Genomic DNA, 21,326 nt, shown 5'->3' on the forward strand with positions numbered 1-21,326 from the left:
CCAAAAACGATCGTTTCTGCACCGGTTGGCGGTATGTCGCGTGACCCGCGTAAGTTGGCGGCGGAAGGGCGGCCAAAACCCCCACCGAAACCGAAACCCGTGATAGACCGTTTTCGGCTGAGCCGGTAGGCTGGTGGTGAGATGAAAGGAGGCAGGCCATGGCTGAGGTGACAGCGACTCGCGTGCGGTTCCGCGACGTCAAGCCCTATGACGCGCCCGTGTCGCTCGACGAGCTGCGCGGACCCTATGACGGGCCCATCGACCTGCCTCACTCTGTGCGCTGGCAGGCTGATCGGCTCGGTGTGGACGTGTCGAACCTGGGCTGGCGTCGTATGGCCTACCAGGCGCTGCTCGCTGAGGGGACGACCAGCGAGCAGCGCCGCTTGATGAACCGGGATCGGCTCATCGAGACGTGGCCGATCCTGAACATGGACCCGCGCGTGCGCGTCTTGTGGGAGGGACGGTTCCCCCGGCTTCGGGTGGCCGTGTGAGCGGTGACCAGGAGGAGCAACGGCGCATCACGCGCCTAGCCCTAGAGGCCGCCGGCGACGATGCCGGCTTCGCCCTGGCCGGCTCAGGCGCGATCCGTGAACACGGGCTGATCGACCGGCCCACCGAGGACGTGGACCTGTTCACCGTCCAGCAAGCCGAAACCCGGTTCGGCACGTCGCTTGACCGGATCATCACCGCGTTGCGGGCGGCCGGTTATACCGTGGAGACCCGCCGCCGCCAGGACACGTTCGCCCAGCTCACCATCGTCAGTGAGCAAGGGCGCAGTACCGACATGGATCTGGGCGTGGACTGGCGGGCTCACCCGCCCGTGCGGCTGGAGGTCGGGCCCGTGCTGGCCATCGAGGATGCGGTGGGTAACAAGGTGGGTGCCCTGTTCTCGCGGGCCGAGACCCGCGACTACCTCGACGTGGACGCGATCCGGCGTTCGGGCAGGTACAGCGACAAGGAGTTGCTGAACTTGGCCCGCAAAGCTGATGCCGGCTTCGACCTCGGGTGGTTCGCCCAGAACCTTGACAACGTGGAGCGCATCCAGCCCGAAGAGGTGCGGGTCTACGGTCTGACGGCCAGTCAGCTCGACGACGTGAAGACGCGCACCAAGGCGTGGGCGGCGAGCATTCGCGGCCTAGCCCGGCGGGAGCGTACCCGCAGCGGCCTGCACGAGCGCATCGAGCGGGAGGTGGAACGTCGTCGAGCGGAGCGCGGCGACGACGAGTCGCACCGAGATGGCCCTGTTGGGCGGGGGAGCCGATGACCGTCGTCGGGTACGCGCGTGTGTCCACGCGGGAGCAGAACCCGGCTGCCCAGGAGGCTGAGCTGCGCGCGGCGGGGGCCGAGCGTGTGTTCGTGGACCACGGCGAGTCCAGTCGTGCGGCGGACCGGCCGCAGTGGCTGGCGTGCCGCGACTATCTGCGTTGCGGTGACACGCTGGTGTTCAGGGCGTTGGATCGGCTGGCCGGAAGCGAGGTCATGGCCATCGAGATCGTCCACGATCTGATCGGGCAGGGTGTGAGTATCAGGAGCTTGACGGAGCCGGCGTTGAGCATCGACACGTCGAGCCCGATGGGCCAGGCCATCGTAGGGATCATGGCCGTATTCGCTCAACTGCGCGTGGACACGATCCGGGAGAACACCCGGCGGGGCCTGGCCTACGCGCGGGCCCAGGGCAGAGTCGGCGGCCGCCCCACCGTCATGGGTCCAGAACGGACCGACGCCGCCCTGCGCATGAAAGCCGAGGGCCAGAGCAACGCGCACATCGCCACCGTGCTCGGTGTAAGCACGTCGTCGGTACGCCGAGCCCTCGTCCGAGCCCAGAGCGCCCCTTCGTCCCGATAGCTGCCCCCTTGGTGTGTGGAGGGTCGCGGTCAAGGGTGCCGCTTGGCGGCATCGCGTAGCGACGCGCAGCGCCCTTGACGGCGACCTGGAGCGCACCATCGTGATGGCATCGGGACAAGGGTGATCCCGAAGTGGCACCATGGAGGCACCGAGATTTGAAGGGAGGATGAGCGATGGGGCTCGCGTGGTTGATGATCGCCGGCGTGATCGCCGTGCTCGCGCTCATCCTCATCATCGCGATGTACGGCCTGAGTGCGATCTTCAATCTCGTGGTGTGGTTATTCGCCGGCGCGGTTCGAATGCTTGGCTGGCTAGTTGCGGGCTTGATCCGCCTCGGGGGTTGGGTCGTCTACGGGGTGCGTCGGGTCATTGACCGAATCCGTGACGCTCGACTCTGAGCGAGGACGGGCAGGGAACGCGGTGGCACGTTCTCCCTTGGAGAGCTTGAAGACCTTGCTCGCCTCGGCGCGGGAGATATCGCCGGCAGCGATGAGGGCGGCACCGGCCGTGGCAAGCTCTGTGCTGGCCCGCCGAAGCTCATCGAGAGCCGTCTGAAAGGCGCGCAGCCGCTTCTTCTTCGCCCGCAGCTCCGCCTCGTCTTGGCGTAGCAGGTCGTCGATCAGATCGGGGTCGGACTTGGTGGCCATACGCCCTCCTTCGTCTCGGTGTAGGGGCCGCCGACGGTGGCCCCTAGGGTGTCCCGCGCTGCCCGCGCGGGACACCCTGTACAAGGATCATCGAGGACCGCCTTCGGGCGGCCCTTCCGATTTCGGGTCGTCCGGTTAACCGGACGACCCGTTTCTCATTCTAGCGCCATGCAGACCGTAGGTTGTAGACTGACCCTGACGGGGTAGCAAGCATAGCAACTGTTACACAGTTGCGTGGCCCCCTGGGCACTATGGGCTTCGCCCAAACCCGGTAGGAGTGGACGTATGGCTGAGCAGGGCGCGAAGCGATCGCGAGAGGTCTTCAAGGGTTTGTGGCTCAGTGATGCTGAATGGAAGCGGGTGGAACGGCGTATGGAACTCGCAGAGGCGAGGACGTTCGCCGAGTACGCGCGTCACGCTCTCACTGAGGGGAAGATCGTCGTGCGCCGCGTGGCGTTCGATCCGGCTCCGCTGCGCGCCGAGTTGTCGAGGATCGGCAACAACATCAACCAGATCGCTCGGGCGGTCAACACCGATGATGCAGTGACAGTTGAGCAGATGCGTGCCACGCGGGAGCTGCTGGGACAAGTCCAACGAGCCATTGACGCCGCAACGGAAGCGGGAGCCGAGTGATGGCCATCGTGAAGATGGGACAGATCAAAACGACGCCAGCGAAGGCGCTGGCGTACATCACGCGGCCCGACGCGACCCAGGATGGCGTGTGGATTTCGACTAATGCGGCGGTCATCGATCCGGGTGACTGGCGGGCGATCGCGCGCCAGTTCGCGGCCACGAGTGAGCGTGTCGGAGTGACGAGTCAGCGTGAGGGCAGCGTGCTCGCACACCACGTGATCCAGTCCTTCAAACCAGGGGAAAAGGTCACGGCAGAGCAGGCACACCAGCTCGGTGTGCAGCTCGCGGAGAAGATCACGGGGGGCGGGCACCAGTATGTGATCGCCACTCATCTAGACAAGGGACACATCCACAATCACATCATCTTCAACGCGACGAACATGGAGAGCGGACGCAAGTTCCGGTGCCAGAAGGACACGATCGGAAGGATTCGGGGTCTGTCCGACGCGCTGTGTCGTGAAGCGGGACTGAGCGTGCTTCCGGTCCCGGCGCGCGCGAGTGGCCGCAGTTTCGGCGACATCTACAACGTGCTGCGCGGCCAGAGCACTAAGCAGCTGCTGCGCATCGAGATCGACAAGGCGGCCGCGCGAGCGGGCACGTGGACGGAGTTCGAGCGCGCCCTGGAGCTGGCCGGAATCGAGACCAGGAGGCGAGGCGGCCAGAACGGCACGGTGTCGTTCCGTGAGGAGTCGATGGGCCGGCCGGTGCGTGACTGGAGACTCGGAGAGGCGTACACGGAGGAGTCGATCATGGCTCGGCTGGCCCGGTCAGCGGTCAACAGGATCAGCGTGGACGAGTCGATGATCGTGGGGGAGACGCGCCAGACGATGACAGTCCATGTGCCGGGGACTGGGCGGCGTCTGCGCATGACGGTGGCCAAGAAGCAGGTCGTGCGGCACGGGCGGAACGTGCGCATCTATCTGCCGGTCGATGATCGCCACGTGCTCGCGGACCGCAAGGGAAACCTTGCGGCCACAGTGACGACCGGGGGGCTGTACAAGTGGTTCGCCGAGCCCGATATGAGCGGGCTCAGCAAGCAGAAGGACATGAAGACAGGCGAGGTCACGCAGGTGAGGACGTGGCATGAAGCGCTGGGCGACCTCCAAGAGTTGCAGGAGCGCGTCAACGCGAAGTCCCGATGGCTCAGCCGCACCGGCGGTGACATCGACCAGGCGCTCGTGCAGGCCACGGGCCGGCTGGCCGAGACACGCCTCGGTTTTCAGACGAAGCTCGTGGCCGCCACCGATCTGATGGCCAACGGAGACGACCGTGGCGGGAATCTGGCGGTGCTGCAAGCGGACCTGCGCATCACTGAGCGAGAAATCCACCAGTTGAAGAACGACGTGCGGGCACTGACAGCACTGACCAGAGAGGAGTCGAAGATGTCGATTGCCGACAAGATCGAGCGAGGCGTCGCGGCGCGCCGCCTCACCGAGGCGCGGAGCGCCGAGGAGACCGCTCAGCGGCAGCGATACGCGGATCAGGCAGGAGACCGGGAGACCCCCGGCCACCTGGTGGCACGCGACGGCGAGGCGGACGCGCAGGAAGTGCGCGTGGAAGACCAGCGCCACGATCGCGATGGGGGAACCGGTCGCGACACCGGTATGACGCTGGGGGAGCGGATTGAGGCCGAGGTACAGCGCCGCCGCGAGGCACGCGGCGAGGGCCTGGCCTCGGGAGATGATCGAGGCGGAAGGAGTCGATGAGATGGAACTGATCGACACGGCCAGCGATGAGGCCAAGCAGGTGGCGGTGCGCACGACCGGAGCAGGCGCGCGCGCAACATTCCACGTTGCAGTCAAAGTGGTATCTGGAGGTGCGGGTGCGATTGCCCATGTGGGAGGGGGAGCAGCGGTAGCGGCGCTGCGCTCGATACGAGACGCTGCAAAGGCCGCGTTGCATGAGCAGCGGACCACGGGGAAGATCTCGGTGCGCGATTTCGGGCGCACCATCACGGGCGCACGCGAAGTTGTGGACATCGACGACAAGGCGGTCGCCCGCGAGCTGGAGGCCACGCTGAAGCGCTACGGGGTCACCTTCGCCATCGAGCGCGGCACGGACGGCACAAGGACGTTCCACGTCCAGGGCAAGGACGTCCAGGTGGTCGAGCACGCACTGTCCGTGGCATCCGAGCGGATCGACCAGAAGATCGCCCGCAACGCCACCCGCCGGCACAACGCCGAGAAGATCGAGGAAGGCGTGGCCGCGAAGAAGACCGAGCGCGCACAGAAGCAGATGCGCGCCAAGGAACGCGGGCTGGAGACCCCCACCCCGAAGATCGACGACGAGGACGGGCCCAGCCGCTCGGGAGTCGCACGATAGGAGACCACCCATGAACCGGACTCGACGCTTAGGTCCCACCGCCGCGATTCTCACCCTCATCGGGGTGTTGGTCGTGTTTTGGGTGGCGGACCGGATCACCGAACATGTGCGCGCGCACCTGGTGGCCGGCCAGCCGGCGGCCACGATGCTCGACGGGCTGGCCGAGGCGATCGGCGGGGACCCGCTGCGCCTGTCGACGCAGCGGGTCGACCTAATCGCCGGGGCGGTGGCCGCCGGCCTGCTGCTGCTGATCGTGTTGTACAACGTCAGCGGCAGGAAGAACACACGTCCCGGCGAGGAGCAGGGCTCGGCCGCCTGGGCCGGGCCCCGTGACATCGCGCCGTTGAGCGCCAAGGACCCGGGCCATCGCATCCAGCTCACGGCCACCGAGGCACTGAGCATCGACACGCGGGCCACGGGCCGCAACCTCAACGTGTGTGTCCTCGGCGCGTCGGGCACCGGCAAGACGCGTGGCTATGTCATGCCCAACCTGGAGACGGTGGCCATGTCGAAGGCGATCACCGACCCGAAGGGGGAAATCTACCGGCGCAGCGCCCCTAAGCTCGCCAAGGCCGGCTACCAGGTGCGCGTGTTCAACCTCGTTGATCCCGCGCGCAGCGGCCACTTCAACGCCCTGGCCTACTTCGACGACACCCAGCCCGAGGCGAGCATTGCCCAGCTCACTGAGTGCATCATCGCCAACACCTCGGCCGAGAAGGCCGGGGGAGACGGATTCTGGGAGCGGGCCGAGCGGGCGCTACTTAACGCCCTGATCGCCTACGTGTGGGCCACGACGGCCGAGACCGGCGGGGGAGAGCCCAGCCTCGTCGACGTCGTCGACTTGCACAAGCTGATGGCGGCCAGCGAGGGCAAGGATGCCGAGAAGTTCCACAGCGAGGTCGATGATCGCTTCGAGGTCGCCCGCCAGCTCGTCGACGCGTGGAGGAGTGCACCCAGCGGGGACGAGAACGAGACGGTCATGAAGGTCCTGGAGTTCGCGTGCCGGCAGTACCGAGTGTTCGAGCAAGGGGCCGGGGAGACGAAGAAGAGCATCATCATCTCCTTGGGCGTGCGGCTGGCTCCCCTCGACATGAGCGACGTTCGCCGCATCATCGCTGACGACGACCTGGCCATCGACCAGATCGGCTACGAACCGACCGCACTGTTCCTGTGCATCCCGGACACCCACCAGACCTTCAAGTTCCTTGCCGCCATGTTCTGGCAGTCGTTGTTCGAGAAGAACATCTACCTGGCCGACCACGAGGACGGTGGCGAGCTGCCGGTCCCGCTGCATTGCTTCCTCGACGAGTTCGCCAACATCGGCAAGATACCTGGCTTCCCGATCGTGATGTCCACGATTCGTTCGCGCGGTATCTCCGCCAGCGTGATCGTGCAGTCCTACAAGCAAGGGCAGGCCCTGTGGCGCGACGACTGGCCGACGATCGTCGCCAACTGCGACTCGATCCTGTACCTGGGTGGCCGCGACCTCGACACACTGAAGTGGCTCTCGTCGCTCATCGGCGAAGAGACCGTGACGACCGAGGACGTCTCCCGCACCTATGGCACCACCGGATCGTGGACACGGGCACAGCGCACCGTCAAGCGTGCGCTGATGACCCCCGACGAGATCGGCGTCATGCCCAATGATCTGGCGATTCTGCTCGTGCGAGGACTCCGCCCCTTCAAATCCCCGAAAGTCCGGGCGGCGTAGCGTATGCGTCCTCAACCAACTGTGCGATCTGGACAAACACCGTGCGGGTTTGCGGAGCGACCGTGTACGTCACCGGCCGGCCTTGCCTGGCGATCGCACGAGGCGGATCGGCACGCAGCAGGCCACCGTCCTCCAGAGCGTTCAGATCACGTGGCAGGGACGGCTCGGAGCCCGGCAGAGCCTCGCGCAGGTCCTTGGTAGTGAACTCCCCGCCCAGCCGGATGCACGCCAGCAGAATCTCGAAGCGGCGCGGGTTGAGCTGGCCTAGGGTGGCCGCCACTGGCCCGGCGAGGGGATCATCACTCATGAGTCGTATTCTCCCATACCCATACCCCATTCACACTTCTCGTATAGTACGATACGAAAGGCGCCTACGAAGGAGCATCCCATGGACATGCTGGACACCATCCTCTCCCTGTTCACGAAGTTCGCCATCATCGGCGGTGGCTTGTGGCTCGTGTGGGGCGCGATCGTCACCGGCGGCGCGCTCAAAGACCACAACGGGCCGCAGATTCAGACCGGCGTCTGGCAGATCGTTGGCGGCGGCCTCATCATGGCGGCGGCCGCGCTCTTCCGGCAGATCGCCCTGTAGGAGGCGTCCATCGTGGAGGACGTCATCGTCGCTATGCTCAACGCCCTGTCGGGGGCGACGGCCGGCAACACCGATGACCTGCTGCTGAGCCCCGAGCAGTACAACAGCGCGCTCTACCAGGCGGCCATCACCATCCACAACACGGCGGTCAAGCCGATCACGGCGATCGTCCTGAGCATCATGTTCGTCATCATGCTGGCCAGCAGTTCGACCAGGGTGGAAGGCGATCGGGAACTCGGCGTGCGCATCATCGCGGCCACGATGTTCAAGTGCGCGCTCGTTCTCGTCGTCGCTCAGAACGCGGTCCTCATCCTCAACGCGATCAACAGCATCGCCACCACGATTGCCAGTACCGCTAACAGCGTCGACGTGGGCGGTACAGCCGGGGCCAGCAGTCAGATCGGCGACGCGATGCGCGATGAGATCGCCGACGCCGGCATGGTGAAACAGCTCGGGATGCTCGTCATCCTGCTGATTCCGTTCATCGTCGCCGAGGTTGGCGGCATGCTCGCCACCGTCCTCGTGTTCGTCCGGTTCCTCCAGCTGTACATGCTCAGCGCTTTCGCCTCGTTGCCGCTGGCGTTCTTCGGCCACGAGGACACCAAGCAGATCGGCGTCGGATACCTCAAACGGTATGCGACCACGGCACTCCAGGGCGTCATGCTCATCATCGCTGTCAAGCTCTACCAGGCTCTGCTCGGCGGCTGGCTCGGGAACAGCGTGCACTATGACGGCGCCACCGACATGTGGAACTTCGTCATCAGCAACTTCGGGAGCTTCCTCGTTGCGCCGGCGGTGCTCATCTTCCTGCTGTTCGGCTCGAATAGCCTGGCCAAGGCACTCGTCGGGGAGGGATAGCCCATGGCACTGGAAATGAAGGTCTACCGCGAGGTCCGAGCCTACGAGGCCCACGTCATGTTCGGCCTGTCCTGGCGGCAGCTCGGAGCCCTGGCCGTCGGCATTCCCCTGGCGGGGGGCATTTTCGGCGGCCTCGCCTATGCCCTGCACCAGGGCGGCGCGACGTGGGAGGAAGCGACCAACGTCGCTATGTGGGTCATCTTCCCCATCCTCATTCCCGTCGCCGCCTGGGGATGGTGGCGGCCTAAGGGTCTCAAACCCGAGAAGTTCTTCGGCTACCTCATCCGCCACTACCTCACCGGAAAGGTCATCACCTATGACGACATCTACCGTCCCGCCAACACCCGGACAGCAGAAGCCCAACCCGTACCTGAACCCGGAGCACCTGCCCAGCAGGCGCGAAGCGCCCGCCGAGCAGCCCGCCGTCAAGCGCGCAAGCGGCGCACGGTGGTTCCTCGCGAGCATCTTCGGGCGACACGAGAAAACCGAGCAGAAGCCCGGCGAGCAGCGCAGCCGGCGCGCCGGGCGAGTCGGCACTGACAATGCCGCCGTCACCGGCATCAAGCACGCCGCGAAGCGCACTCAACAGCTCCTTGGCTACCAGGCCATGCTCCCCAGCGGCGTGGCCTGGCTCGGGGCCGACGAGTGGTCGCTGACGCTGCGCATCAGCGACATCAACTACCTCGCCGCCGAGCAGAGCAAGCAGGAAGCGGTCGTCGACCGGTGGGCGCGGTTCCTCAACAGCTTCGGAGCCGGCACCCGCCTGGAGATCACCGTCATCAACCGCATCCTCGATGAGGCCGACGTCGCACAGCTCGTCCAGAAGCCGCGTGTCGGCGACGGATGGGACGAGTGGCGCGACGACTTCAACCGGATCGTGCGCGGAAAACTTGCCTCCGCCAGCCGTAACACGGTCACCGAAAAGCTCCTCACCATCACCGTGCAGGAGCCCGACCGGGAGAAGGCCGAGGCTACCCTGATCCGCCTCGGCCACGAGACCGCCGCACAACTCGCCGCCCTGGAAGAGGGATGCCGCGCCGACATCCTCGCTCGTTCCGAGCGCCTTGAAGTCCTCGCACACCTGCTGCGTCCCCACGAACTGTTCACGTTCGACGAGGCCACGTTCGAACCGAACAAGCGCCTGGCAACGGCCGATTACGTGGCTCCCTGGGCCGTGGAGACGGCCGACGCGAAGGGCCCGCTCGTTCTCCACAATGGCTCGGGCGACACGTACCACACAATCTTGTGGGTCCGCGACTACCCGGTGTGGTTGTCCGATCGGCTCATCTCCGAGCTGGCCGACATCAAGTGCAATCTTACGGTGAGTCTGCACCTGGAGCCCTACGACCAGGCTGACGGCATGAACCTTGTCCAACGGCAGATCGCGGAGCTTGAGATGCAGACGATCGCCGAGCAGAAGAAGGCCCAGAAGCAGGGCTACAGCGAGGACCTGATCCCTCACAAGCTCCAGGAGGCCACCACCGAAGCGAAGGATCTGCGCAGCGAACTCGAATCGTCCAACCAGAAGGTGTTCAGTACCGTCATGGTCATCGGCGTGTCCGGGCAGACTCGCGAGGAACTGGACCAGAACGTCAAGCGCGCACTGACGGTTATCCGCAAGCAGTCGTGCGTCGCGGAAGTGGCCGCCTTCATGCAGCACGACGCCCTGACAACTGAGCTGCCGATCGGCGTGCGGCGCGTCCCCATGCGACGCACCTTGACCACCGCTTCGGCCGCGATCATCGTCCCCTTCACGACGCAGGAATTGTTTGTTCCCGGCGGCAACTGGTACGGCGTCAACGCGCAAAGCTCGAACGCCGTGGTCGCCGACCGCACCAAGACCACCAACGGCAACGGCTTCATCCTCGGCACCTCCGGCTCCGGCAAGAGCGTGTTCGGGAAAATGGAGATCGCCAACGTCTTCCTGTCCCGGCCCGACGACGACATCATCGTCATCGATCCCGAGCGTGAGTATGAGCCTGTGATCTCCGCCTTCAACGGTTCAACCATCCGCGTGGATACCGGCAGCCACGACAGGGTGAACCCCATGGACATCGAGTTGGAGGCCGCTGGCAACGTCGACGATCCCATCACGACCAAGGCCCAGTTCGTCTTGTCCATGGTTAACGTGCTTATCGGCGGCCACGACGGCCTGTCCGCCAAGCAGCGCAGTCTCGTCGACCGCGCCGCCGGTACCCTGTACCGTCGCTACGCCGCCGAGGGCGGCCAGATGCCCACCCTCGTCGAGCTTCGCGACGCGCTGGCTGCCACCGGCGACCCCGACGGCACGGAGCTGGCCACCGCCCTGGAGATTTACACCACCGGAAGCCTCGGTGCGTTTGCCCAGCGCACCAATGTCGACGTGCACAACCGGCTCATCTCCTACGACATCTCCAGCTTGGGCAGCGAGCTACGCACCTTCGGGATGTTGGTCATCCTTGACCAAATCTGGAATCGGGTCGTGCGCAACCGCGCCCTCGGCAAGCGCACCTGGCTCTACATCGACGAGTTCCACTTGCTGTTCTCCAACCCGTTCAGTGCCGAGTACTTCCGCAGCTTGTACAAGAGGGCCCGTAAATGGGGACTGGTGCCTACCGGGATCACGCAGAACATTGAGGAGCTGCTGAGCAGCGAGGACGCGCGTCTCATGCTCGCCAACTCCGACTTCCTGATGCTGCTCGGTCAGAACGCCACCGACGCTGATGCCCTGTGCTCCTTGCTCCACTTCAGCCAGGAGCAGCGTCGCTACTTCACCAACGTTCCCCAGGGACACGGCTTGATGAAAAGCGGTAATGCCGTCATCCCGATCGACGGGCGTATCCCCACTGACAGCAAGCTCTACGCGCTGTTCTCGACCACGTTCGGAGAAGGAAACTAAACCCCATGAAAGGCCTGCGCAGCAGCGGTGATGGCGGGCAGGTGACCAGCCACCTCGGTCACCTCAACCTCCATCACCGCGCCACCACGATCATCGGCCAGGCGGGCCACACCGCCGGCCAGGTCGCGCACGGCCCAGCCGCTCGGGTGCACGGCGGTGATGATGACCTCATCGACCGCGCCGACGACCAGCTCAAAACCCAGGGAACCAAGACCGTCAAAGCCGCTAGCCGAAGCGTCAAGGCCACCGCCGAAGGCACGATCAAGGCTGCCGGGAAACGAAGTGGGCCGCTCGTTAAGCAAGCCGTTCAAGACGGGATTCAACGGGTCGGCCGAGAAGCACGGCTGACGGCTGAGACGGTGCGTGGGGCCGGCCGCGCCACCAGAGGCCCGGCCATGGGCACCCGAGCCGTCAAGGGCGGCGTCGTCGCGGCCACGAGGCGGGCGGCCACGCGCCGCGCCGCCGCCAAGGCCCAGGCGGCCGCCACCAAGAGGGTGGCCCGCACCGGCATGCGTACCGCCAGGAGCGGCGCAGCCACCACCCGGCAAGCCATCCAGGCCGCCGCGTGGTCGGGCCGCCTCGCCGCCGCCGCGATCAGCGCTCTCAGTTCCACACCGGGCCTGATCGCCGCAGCGATCGCGGTCGCCGTGGCCGCAGCGATCATGGCGGTCTTGTCCATCATCCCCGGTATCGGCCACGAAGCCGACCAACAGCGCCCCGCCACGGTGGCGATCCCGGCCCAATACCTTGACGCCGTGACGCAGGCCGGGTCCATCTGCCCCGAGATCACACCGAACCTCATCGCCGCCCAGGTCAACCAGGAATCCGGGTGGAACCCCGATGCCACCTCGCCCGCAGGAGCACAGGGCATCAGCCAGTTCATGCCCGGCACGTGGGCCAGCGTCGGCGTCGACGGCGACGGGGATGGCCGCGCCGACGTGTGGAACCCGACCGACGCGATCCTCACCCAAGGCCACTACATGTGCGGTCTGGTCGACCAGGTGAAGACCGCCATTGCAGCCAAGACCATCACCGGGGATGTCGTGAGTCTCGCCCTGGCCGCCTACAACGCCGGCCTCGGGGCTGTCACGGCCGCCGGGGGCATACCCGCCTTCATCGAGACACAGAACTACGTCGCCACGATCCTCGCAGCCAGCAGCCAGAGCACCGACGAGGGCGGCGTGAGCGCGGACGTGGCCGACGCCGTGGAGTGGGCCAAGAGCGTGGCGGCCGACGACACCTACGCCTACGTGTGGGGCGGCAACGGCCGCCAAGACGGCGGCTACGACTGCTCCGGGCTCACCAGCGCCGTCTACCGCCGCCTCGGCATCAGCCTGCCCCGCACAGCCGCCCAGCAGCAGCAAGTCGGCACGGGCATCGAGCGCGGCGAACTCAAGGTCGGCGACCTCATCTTCTACGGCACGCCGGCCTACCACGTCGCCATCTACGCCGGCAACGGCTGGATGGTCAGCGCCGACAACAGCATTCAGGGCATCAACTTTGAGCCCATCTACGGCTCACCGAGCAGCTACAGGAGAATCCAATGAGGCGCACCCACCGGCGTGCCGCCGCCCTCGTCATCGGCACCATCACTCTGGCCGCCGTCACCGGCTGCGCCCACGGACCAGCCGACGACACCCCGGAATCAACCCCAGCCCAGACGAGCGCCACCAGCACGCCGGCCACGCCCAGCCCCACGATTGGGCAGGCCCCCGACGGCACACCCATCCCCGGGGGCAAGCCCACCTGGCTCACCAGCCTGCCCGACCCGGCCACGGTCGACCGCACCGACCCCGAGGCCGTCATCCGCGCCTACGTGACCACGGCCGCCACCTGGGACACCACGGTCGACAAGACCAGCGCCTACGCCACCCAACGGGCGGCGATCTACCTAACCGACGCGCTACGCCAAGCGGCCACCGACTACGACCCCGACACTGCCAATGGCCAAGCCCAGTTCACACAGGCCGCGCAGCATGACTCCTACACCACCGTCACCATCCGCAAGATCACCGAAGAAGGACTCGACTCCGACCAAGACGGCGACGTGCACCGAATCGTCCACTACCTCGTCAAGACCACGACCCGCGACGGCTCCAACGCCCCCGACGACGTGGCCTGGGACGCATGGGTCACCGCGACCCAAGAGAACGACCAATGGGCGATCACAGCCATGCAGACCCAGGCCACCCAGAGCTGAACGAAGGAGCATCCCCATGAACATCGAGGCCACCACAGCCCGCGACGGCAGCGCCATCGTCACGATCGACGGCACACCGCAGAAAATCACTGCCACCACCCTCGAAGACGCCCGCGCCCAGGTCGTCGCGATCGCCCAGGAGCGCGCAGCCGCCGCCGGCGAAAGCGCCACGCTCACCGCCTCCGACCCCGACGGCGTGTGGACCGTCATCGTCACCCCCGACGGCGAACTCCACGACTCCGACGAGGCAGCCCCGATCTATGACAGCCCAATCCCCCGCCAGGACAGCCCTCACATCCAGGCACACACTCCTCCACGCTCAGCCGACAGCCCCATCGCGCACCTGCCCAGCAGGCGCGAGGTCCAGGGCCGCCACTCCTTCCTCACCGTCACCCAAGCCGAGCAGCCCGCCACCCAGGGCTGGCGCGGCGTGGCCACGCGCCTCGGCCTGCGAATGAGCCCCAGCCAGTCCGAACGCTCAGAACGCGCCGACACCCACGCCGTGTCCCAGCACTGGCCCGGCCCCAGGACGATCGTTGTGGCCAACGGCAAGGGCGGCGCCGGCAAGACACCCACCACAGTGTTACTCAGTGCTGTGTTCGCCCGCTACGGCGGCGCCGGCGTCGTCGCCTGGGACGCAAACCAGACCCGCGGCACGCTCGGATGGCGCACCGAACAGGGCCCCCACGAGGCCACCGTCCTCGATCTCCTACCCCACACCGATCGTCTCTTGGGCACCGGAGCCCAGTCCGCCGACCTCGCGCACTGGGTCCACCACCAGACGAGCGACCGGTTCGACGTGCTGCGCAGCCAGCCCATCCAGCTCGCTGCCGACCAGCGCGTCACCCCCGACGACGTCGATCATCTCTGGGCCGTGATGGCCAAGTACTACCGGCTCATCTTCATTGACACCGGCAACGACGAGAGCGATCCTGTATGGCTCCAGGCAGTCGAGCACGCCGACCAGATCGTCGTACCCACCACCACCCGCGCAGACCACGCCGAGGCAGGAGCCCTCCTGCTGGACGCGCTGCGAGACCGCGATGAACACTCCCGTCGCCTAGCCGACCAGGCGGTGGCCATCGTCACCCAGGCAGACCCCCGCGCCACCAAGGCGGACGTCGCGGCGATCGTCAACGGCTACGCCGACCTCGCCCGAGACGTCATCACTATCCCTCATGACCCCGCCATCGTCGACGGCATCCTCCACTGGGATGCTCTGCGCCCCACTACCCAGCGCGCCTGGCTGCGCGCCGCAGCCGCCGTCGCCCGCGGACTCTGAGGTTCGGCGTGTCGCTCCCTGTAGATGTAGAGCGTTGTATAGGGTGACGTCATGTCCACCACGTACCGCCGACCACGAGGGACCCCGAAGGTTGCACTTAACCTCTTCGTATCCCCTGAGGTTAAAGCACTGATCGACGGCTATGCCGCGCGAGCCAATGCACCCATCTGGGCGGTTGTCGAAGCTGCCGTCAAGGCAGGGAAGCCAGGCGCTAGCGGACTCCCGGAGGATTGGGACCTTCCCGAGCCCCAACAACACTTGGACGTTGATGTTCGACATCTCGGAGGTAGACCCATCCAGAACATCGCATAGACCAACGATCCCCCCACCCTCGGGGGTGGGGGGATCAGAAGCTGAAGCTTGATCTGTCGAAGTTTGGCGACAGACACAGACCAAGCATCTAGAGGAAGCCTGACCGGGCAGCCCGGCGGGTCCCTGTGTTCTAGACCCAGAAGCCCTAGACCTAGAAGGAAGTTGCCACCATCGTAACACTCACATGTACACGTATTGACGCGCCGCACGCAGGCGTGGCGTGGGAGCTGACGCGTGCGATGAGTCCGCGGCCCATGGTGCGCGCGGCGGCCGTCGACGCCCACGGCTACATTCTCAACCAGTACGTCTCCCAGCGCGCCGTCGGAGCCGACGCCCCCGCCCAGCCGTGGGCTGTCTACCTTGCGGACACCGAGCGCCGCTACTGGCTGCTCGCCTTCGACCTCGACGCCAAGAGCGCTGACAGCGCGGTCGCGGCGGCGCGCGACGCCGCGACACTCGTCAGGCTCCTGCACGACGTCGGCTTGGATGCCGTGGTGTGTGAGTCGGGTCCTGCTGGGGGCCGCCACGTCTGGACCGCCCTCGCGGAAAGCATCGACGCTGAGACCGTGGCCACGCTCGCCCGACTGGCCCGTCACCTGTGCCCGACACTCGACATCGCTCCCCTGTCAAACCCTGCGACTGGCTGTGTGCGGCCACCAGGCTCCCCGCACCGCTCCGGCGGCTCCTCCACCGTCCTGACCGGCGACACACGAGCTCTCACGTCGCCCACAGGCACCAAAGCCCAGGTGATCTCCCTCGTCGAGCACCTGGCCCAACTCGTCACCAACGCAGAGCCCGCCCGCACTCTCGACCATCACCAGCCCCTGCCCGTCGACGAGCATGGGCGTCTCTACCTGCCCGGGCCCCGCCGGCCCCTGCCGGCGGCCAGCGCCGCCGCCCTGCGCGAGGACGCCGCCTCCGGGGACGCCTCCGCTGTGCTGTGGCGGGTCCTGCTCGGGGCCGCCTCCGCCAGATGGCACTACACCGACATCGCAGCGCTGGTCGACGAGCCTGGTTTGGAGCACGTGCGCACGTGGCGCGATCGAGGCACGCGGCGTCCGCGTAGCCGCACCGACGCCGAGCGCGTCCTGCGCCGCCAATGGGACAAGGCCGTGCGCCACGTGGCCACCAGCGGCCGCCAGGTTGGCGACGACCCAACATTCGACGCACGTGCTGACGCGATCGCCAGTCACGTCCGCCACATCCAGACCCGCGCCGACGCCTCCCCGGGCCGATGGACCCGCGGCGGCGGACCCGCCGACCGACGCATCCTCGACGCCCTATGCATCCTCGCCCTCCACGCTCTCAGAGTCTCCGTGGAGGCCGACATCCGCCGCCTGGCCCTCATGACCGGCATCGGACGGGAGACCGCCCGCACAGCCCTCCACCGCCTCGCTGCTGACTCCTGGATCAGCTTGGCGCAGGAAGCGGCTGGCGTGCACGCAGCAACCTGGTCAATCGACCCCACCGGCGCTTTCCACAGGGACACAGACACAGCCCGGTCACAAGCGGACCCGCGCCCCGAAGGGGCCGGGGCCGCCGAGAGAACCACCCTTCTCACCACCCTCACCCAACGCCTCGACGACTGCGCCCACGACCTATTCACCACTTCTCCCGGGATGGGCCCCCAGGCTGGAAACCTCTACGCCCGCACTACCCCCGAGTCCCAGGACCTCGTTGCGCTGACCCAGGCCACAGGTGCAGACACGAGGAGCACCCTCAGGCTCCTGGACCGGCTCACCGAGGCCGGGGTGCTCCTCCGAACCCGGTCGGGGTGGAAACGACCGGCCAGAGACCGACGAAGCACCGCAGCCCGCCACCGCGGTGTGCAAGGACGCCTTGCGGCCCGAACACGCACCTACCGCGTTGAGCGCGAGCTGTGGGCGTGGTGGCAGGCAGAGGAGACGTGGATGAGGGCACCGGGGCGACTCAGCCCCCGACGCCGGCCCTCCCCCGGACAGCTCGCCCTCCTACCTGAGATGAGCACGAGCACCTGGGGTGCCCACCCACGCCGAGCTGACGGCCGAGCCGACTATCGCGCCGCCCGCGCCATCATCGAAGGCAACCGGACCAATCCGATGGCAACTGTGGACGGCCCTTCGGCCCGTCCACAGGCGGCAGCCTGATCGTGACGTGCCACGCCCTACGAGACGTCCCGCCGTAACCCTCGCTGAGCACCTGGTGGCGTCTGAGCCGCCACACACGGACGGCCGCTGCGCGGCCGACTGAGCGCGCCTACGGCGCTCGTCTTTCGCCATTGAAGCCTTCGGCAGTGTACGGTCGTCCGCCCTGCGCGCAAGGGCTTTCGCGGCATATCCTCGCGTCTCTCGCTGCGCTCGGCCGTTCCGGTATTCCACGATCCCTTGCACTCCAGGCTCCCTCCCTACCGGCACTTCGTGCCTTCAATGGCAAAAAAACGAGGGGGAGGAAGCAGCCACTACCCCCGTTAGTACTATCACCGTCACCGGGAGGACATCATGGCCCGCAAGATCAAGCACACCAACAGCCCTGAGCAGCGCCGCGCCGAGGTCGAGGCCCTGCAAGCCTCGATCGCTGAGCAGGTCGAGCAGCTGCGCCAGTCCGAGCAGTGGACCCGGTTCCTTGCGTTCGCGCAGACCTTCCACCGCTACAGCCTGAACAACCTTCTGCTGATCCTCGCCCAGAACCCCGAGGCGACCCACGTCGCCGGCTACCGCACGTGGCAGAGCATTGGCCGCCAGGTGCGCAAGGGAGAACGCGGCATCCGCATCTTCGGCGGCCGCGAGGTGCGCCGCACCGTCGAGGACGAAAAGACCGGCGAGGAAAAGGAGGAACGCAGCGTGCGATTCTTCCCCGTGTCCGTGTTCGACAAGTCCCAGACCGACCCCATGGACCCCGAGGCCAACGACCCCGGCGAGATCGCCCACCAGCTCACCGGCGGCGACCCCGACGGCATTGCCGAGGCCGTGACCGACTGGCTCACCGGCCAGGGCTGGACCGTCGAGCGCGAGACGATCCCCGGCGAGACCAACGGCTACACCACCACCGACGGCAGCCGCCGCGTCGTCATCGACGCGGACCTGTCCCCCGCTCAGGCCGCCAAGACCGCGCTGCACGAGGCCGCGCACGTGATCCTGCATGCCGAGGAGGACGCTGCCGAGTATGTCGCGCACCGTGGCGTCAAGGAGACCGAGGCCGAGTCCGTCGCCTACGTCGTGGCCGGGACGCTCGGCTTGGACACGGCCGCCTACAGCATCGGCTACGTCGCCGGATGGAGCGGCTGCGAGGCCGAGACGATCAAGGCCACCGCCGCCAACGTGCTGCGCGCCGCGCAGACCCTGGTCGACGCCATCACCGAGGAGGAGACCCAGACCGTCGCATAAAACACCTCGGATAGTACTATCACCGTTGCGAACCTGTGACGGTGATAGTACTAACGGGGGTAGCGCCATGAGCGTCGGAACCGTCATTATCGAGACCAAGCCTGTGTATGGTCTGCGGCCGCCGTAAGGGTCGAGGCGAGGGGCGAATCCCCTCGCGCTCCCCCGCTGCCTGGGGCGCTCCGTCGCCCCAGGCCAGAATCGGACGCCGGCCACAGGCCGGCGACGGCAAACGAGTGTTTTTCATTCGTTCCTGGCGCTCCATCATGGCCGCCACGCCCTGCGCGCAAGTGCTTTCGCGGCATATCCTCGCGTCTCTCGCTGCGCTCGGCCGCTCCGGTATTCCACGGTCACTTGCACTCCGGGCTCAGCAGGCGGCCATTGCTCCGCTATCAGGAACGAAGGAAAAAGATGATCGAGGGAGGAGACCGACATGCTGACTATGACCGTCTACACCACCGGCCCCGGCTGCGGCCGATGCCTGATGACCAAGCGAGCACTCGACAAGCAGGGCATCACCTACCGCGAGGTGAACATCCGAGAGAACCCGGCAGCGCGCGAGTACGTCACCGAGGAGCTGGGATACTCCGAGGCCCCCGTGTGTGTCGTCGAGGACGGCACAGGCGAGGATCACTGGTCAGGCTTCCGGCCCGACGAAATCGCCCGTGTGGCCGCCGCGCGGAACGCCACCGCATGATACGAAAAACCGCCTCCAATAGTACTATTAGAGGTAACAGAGGACAGAAGGGGGTCGACATGCTGACGAGGTGAGCGTGAGTCTGATCGGTCAGAAGGTGACCGTCGAGCGCTCCCGAGGCGACGCAATGCCCGATGAAAACACGCCGTTCTGATCGAACTCAGGGGTGTGGCAGCCGATTCGTCGATACCGCGCCCCTGACAGTACTATTGACACTATTGGAGGTATCACCGTGACCGCTCAAATCTTCGCCCTCTGCAACCAGAAGGGCGGCGTCGGCAAGTCGACGACGACATTTCACCTGACCCGCGCCGCGGTGCTGCGCGGCCAGCGCGTGCTTGTGGTCGACAACGATCCCCAGGGAAACCTGACGTCCGTCGCGGCCGCCGAGCCCGTGGGGGAGGACCAAGCAGGACTGGCCGACGCGCTCAGTGCGCGCGCGCCCGAGACCATTCGTGACGTGATCGTGCCGGGAATCTGGCCCGGACTCGACGTCGTGCCGACGTCGGGAGTCACGCTCGGCTACGTGCGCGACGAGCTTGTTATCTCGGGTGCCGGCCGAGAGGGCCGACTGCGCGAGGCGCTGGCCGGCGTCAGGGGTGATTACGACCTAATTCTCATCGACTGCGCCCCATCGCTTGATCAGCTGACGATCAATGGCCTGGTGGCCGCCGAGGGAGTCATCATCGTCACCCACTCCAAACTCTGGAGCGCCAACGGCCTCGCCCAGCTGCTCGACACCATCGAGAGCGTGCGCGGCTACTACAACCCTGGTCTGCGGATCGCGGGGGTTGTCATCAATCAGCACGAAGAGAACACCGTCAGTGGGAGAACCTGGATCGACGAACTGAGCCAGGCGGCCGAAACGCGCGGGCTGAGCGTGCTCAGTCCGCCAATCCCTAAGCGCGTGGTCATCGCCGACGCTACCGAGGCCGCGCGCGGCCTCGATGAATGGGGTGGCAGCGAGGCGGCGGCGCTCGCTGCGCTGTACGCCGATCACCTGACGAGCATCGAAGGGGCCCTGAAATGACCCGCCCACAGCCCAGAAAATCTGCCCTGAGCGGAGCAAGCCCTATCACTCCACCGACGTCGACGCCCACAGTCGAGACTGCTAGAGAGGCGGAGACGAAGGGGCGAAAGTGGAGGCACAAAGTCTCCTTCTATCAAGACCCCGACGACACGGATCGGGTGCGCGGCGCGATCCTCTACACGATGACGAGCGAGGGTAATCGGAACCTTTCGCAGTTCGTCAACGATGCCGTCATGGCGGAAGTCCGGCGGCTGGAAGTCAAATACAACGGCGGCGCTCCCTTCCCTGCGGTGGGCCCCCGCGAGTTACCCCAAGGTGGTGCAGCCGCTGCCAGCGGCGATGAGGGCAGGCAACGATGAGTGATGGCATCATCATTGAGATGCTTCTTCTCGGTGAAGTCTTAGCTCTCGAGGTGTGGGCCATCATCGGCCTGGTTCGTCGATGGAACCGCACGCGATGGAGGCCATGGAGCGTTCTGTCCCAACGGGAACAGTGCATCCTCATCCTCGGATGGATCATCGGTGCGCTCGTCGTCATGATCGGCGTTGCATACTTGCCCGCCGATAGTGCACACCGCGCGCTTGCTTGGATCAGTAGAGCTGAAGTCCTGATCGGCCTAGTGTTCATGACCTGCATGGTGCTGCGCGGGCCCCGAGGAGTGTCGGACCCGCGCGCCTAGGGGCTGGCGGGTATGTGCGGGGGCGCTGCCCCGCGCCCCCGAGTTTGGTGTGGGTGGTGGGACCGCGCCCACCCCGGGTGGGCGCTCGTGAGTTCGCCGCGTCAATCTGCCGATTCATCGTCAACTCCGGGGTCCAATCCCTCCCCGGATACGAGGCGGCCGGCACCTGGGCGATCGACTCGGACAGCAGGCCCGAAGTATTGTGACATGCCGGGAGGTGCGGGCCCTGCGGGGCTTGCACCTCCTCTTCTGTGGTCGGGCTCGGTGATTTGCATGAGCTG

General features: G+C 66.4%; 22 protein-coding genes. 20 read left to right on the top strand and 2 right to left on the bottom strand.

The genetic code is table 11. The annotated features are described in order from the left end of the window. Positions 1-158: 158 nt before the first annotated feature. Genes HD592_RS11705 through HD592_RS11715 form a run of 3 tightly spaced genes read left to right on the top strand, consistent with a single transcriptional unit; the run spans position 159 to position 1,845 of the window. Positions 159-491, top strand: coding sequence for a transcriptional regulator (locus HD592_RS11705; protein ID WP_184454715.1), 333 nt, complete (start codon positions 159-161; stop codon positions 489-491). Further along, positions 488-1,264 carry a nucleotidyl transferase AbiEii/AbiGii toxin family protein gene (locus HD592_RS11710; RefSeq protein WP_184454717.1) on the top strand — a complete coding sequence of 259 codons (777 nt, stop codon included), beginning with the start codon at positions 488-490 and terminating at the stop codon, positions 1,262-1,264. Before HD592_RS11705 ends, HD592_RS11710 begins: the two co-directional genes overlap by 4 nt. Beyond that, on the top strand, positions 1,261-1,845 hold the full coding sequence (locus tag HD592_RS11715; protein WP_184454718.1) for a recombinase family protein: 585 nt from the start codon (positions 1,261-1,263) through the stop codon (positions 1,843-1,845). Before HD592_RS11710 ends, HD592_RS11715 begins: the two co-directional genes overlap by 4 nt. Before the next feature lie 311 nt (positions 1,846-2,156). On the opposite strand, the gene HD592_RS11720 is transcribed toward HD592_RS11715, so the two are convergent. Next, on the bottom strand, positions 2,157-2,492 hold the full coding sequence (locus HD592_RS11720; protein ID WP_184454720.1) for a hypothetical protein: 336 nt from the start codon (positions 2,490-2,492) through the stop codon (positions 2,157-2,159). Between the two features lie 285 nt (positions 2,493-2,777). Between HD592_RS11720 and mobC the strand changes: the two genes are divergently transcribed. From mobC to HD592_RS11740, 4 genes are read left to right on the top strand one after another with little or no spacing between them, the layout of a single operon-like run. Next, positions 2,778-3,125 carry a plasmid mobilization relaxosome protein MobC gene (mobC, locus tag HD592_RS11725; RefSeq protein WP_184454722.1) on the top strand — a complete coding sequence of 116 codons (348 nt, stop codon included), beginning with the start codon at positions 2,778-2,780 and terminating at the stop codon, positions 3,123-3,125. After that, positions 3,125-4,831, top strand: a complete 1,707-nt coding sequence (locus tag HD592_RS11730) for a relaxase/mobilization nuclease domain-containing protein (protein ID WP_184454724.1) — start codon at positions 3,125-3,127, stop codon at positions 4,829-4,831. The genes mobC and HD592_RS11730 overlap by 1 nt, the downstream gene beginning before the upstream one ends. A 1-nt stretch (position 4,832) precedes the next feature. Beyond that, the gene (locus tag HD592_RS11735) at positions 4,833-5,447 is read left to right on the top strand and encodes a DUF3801 domain-containing protein (RefSeq protein WP_184454726.1); all 615 of its coding nucleotides are present in this window, start codon (positions 4,833-4,835) and stop codon (positions 5,445-5,447) included. A gap of 10 nt (positions 5,448-5,457) precedes the next feature. Further along, a complete protein-coding gene (locus HD592_RS11740; RefSeq protein ID WP_184454728.1) occupies positions 5,458-7,158 on the top strand; it encodes a VirD4-like conjugal transfer protein, CD1115 family in 1,701 nt (566 codons plus the stop codon). Here HD592_RS11740 and HD592_RS11745 read toward each other — a convergent pair. Further along, positions 7,130-7,465, bottom strand: coding sequence for an ArsR/SmtB family transcription factor (locus tag HD592_RS11745; RefSeq protein WP_184454730.1), 336 nt, complete (start codon positions 7,463-7,465; stop codon positions 7,130-7,132). The genes HD592_RS11740 and HD592_RS11745 overlap by 29 nt on opposite strands. Positions 7,466-7,546: 81 nt before the next feature. On the opposite strand from HD592_RS11745, the gene HD592_RS11750 reads away from it, so the two are divergent. The 13 genes from HD592_RS11750 (at position 7,547) to HD592_RS11805 (ending at position 21,045) form a co-directional block, all read left to right on the top strand. Further along, the gene (locus HD592_RS11750) at positions 7,547-7,750 is read left to right on the top strand and encodes a hypothetical protein (RefSeq protein WP_184454732.1); all 204 of its coding nucleotides are present in this window, start codon (positions 7,547-7,549) and stop codon (positions 7,748-7,750) included. A gap of 12 nt (positions 7,751-7,762) precedes the next feature. Continuing rightward, complete coding sequence (locus HD592_RS11755; RefSeq protein ID WP_184454734.1) at positions 7,763-8,608, top strand: VirB6/TrbL-like conjugal transfer protein, CD1112 family; 846 nt, start codon at positions 7,763-7,765, stop codon at positions 8,606-8,608. 3 nt (positions 8,609-8,611) lie between these two features. After that, complete coding sequence (locus HD592_RS11760; protein ID WP_184454736.1) at positions 8,612-9,148, top strand: PrgI family protein; 537 nt, start codon at positions 8,612-8,614, stop codon at positions 9,146-9,148. A gap of 19 nt (positions 9,149-9,167) precedes the next feature. Continuing rightward, positions 9,168-11,486: a VirB4-like conjugal transfer ATPase, CD1110 family gene (locus tag HD592_RS12735; protein WP_425503124.1), complete on the top strand. Its 2,319-nt coding sequence runs from the start codon at positions 9,168-9,170 to the stop codon at positions 11,484-11,486. A gap of 5 nt (positions 11,487-11,491) precedes the next feature. Further along, positions 11,492-13,033: a C40 family peptidase gene (locus HD592_RS12310; protein ID WP_184454738.1), complete on the top strand. Its 1,542-nt coding sequence runs from the start codon at positions 11,492-11,494 to the stop codon at positions 13,031-13,033. Then, on the top strand, positions 13,030-13,686 hold the full coding sequence (locus HD592_RS11770) for an RAD23 family protein (RefSeq protein ID WP_184454740.1): 657 nt from the start codon (positions 13,030-13,032) through the stop codon (positions 13,684-13,686). Before HD592_RS12310 ends, HD592_RS11770 begins: the two co-directional genes overlap by 4 nt. Before the next feature lie 16 nt (positions 13,687-13,702). Continuing rightward, positions 13,703-14,968, top strand: a complete 1,266-nt coding sequence (locus HD592_RS11775; protein WP_184454742.1) for a MinD/ParA family ATP-binding protein — start codon at positions 13,703-13,705, stop codon at positions 14,966-14,968. A 551-nt stretch (positions 14,969-15,519) separates the two neighbouring features. Then, positions 15,520-17,406, top strand: a complete 1,887-nt coding sequence (locus HD592_RS11780) for a hypothetical protein (protein ID WP_184454746.1) — start codon at positions 15,520-15,522, stop codon at positions 17,404-17,406. Positions 17,407-17,757: 351 nt separating this feature from the next. Further along, complete coding sequence (locus HD592_RS11785) at positions 17,758-18,642, top strand: ArdC-like ssDNA-binding domain-containing protein (RefSeq protein ID WP_184454748.1); 885 nt, start codon at positions 17,758-17,760, stop codon at positions 18,640-18,642. A 430-nt stretch (positions 18,643-19,072) separates the two neighbouring features. Next, positions 19,073-19,336, top strand: a complete 264-nt coding sequence (locus HD592_RS11790) for a glutaredoxin family protein (RefSeq protein WP_343058829.1) — start codon at positions 19,073-19,075, stop codon at positions 19,334-19,336. Between the two features lie 232 nt (positions 19,337-19,568). Further along, complete coding sequence (locus HD592_RS11795) at positions 19,569-20,366, top strand: AAA family ATPase (protein ID WP_184454751.1); 798 nt, start codon at positions 19,569-19,571, stop codon at positions 20,364-20,366. Beyond that, complete coding sequence (locus HD592_RS12425; RefSeq protein ID WP_184454753.1) at positions 20,363-20,725, top strand: ParB family protein; 363 nt, start codon at positions 20,363-20,365, stop codon at positions 20,723-20,725. Before HD592_RS11795 ends, HD592_RS12425 begins: the two co-directional genes overlap by 4 nt. Continuing rightward, positions 20,722-21,045: a hypothetical protein gene (locus tag HD592_RS11805; RefSeq protein WP_184454754.1), complete on the top strand. Its 324-nt coding sequence runs from the start codon at positions 20,722-20,724 to the stop codon at positions 21,043-21,045. Before HD592_RS12425 ends, HD592_RS11805 begins: the two co-directional genes overlap by 4 nt. The last annotated feature ends 281 nt before the right edge of the window (positions 21,046-21,326 follow it).

This window comes from Schaalia hyovaginalis (genome assembly GCF_014208035.1).
In the GTDB taxonomy this organism is placed as follows: Bacteria; Actinomycetota; Actinomycetes; order Actinomycetales; family Actinomycetaceae; genus Pauljensenia; species Pauljensenia hyovaginalis.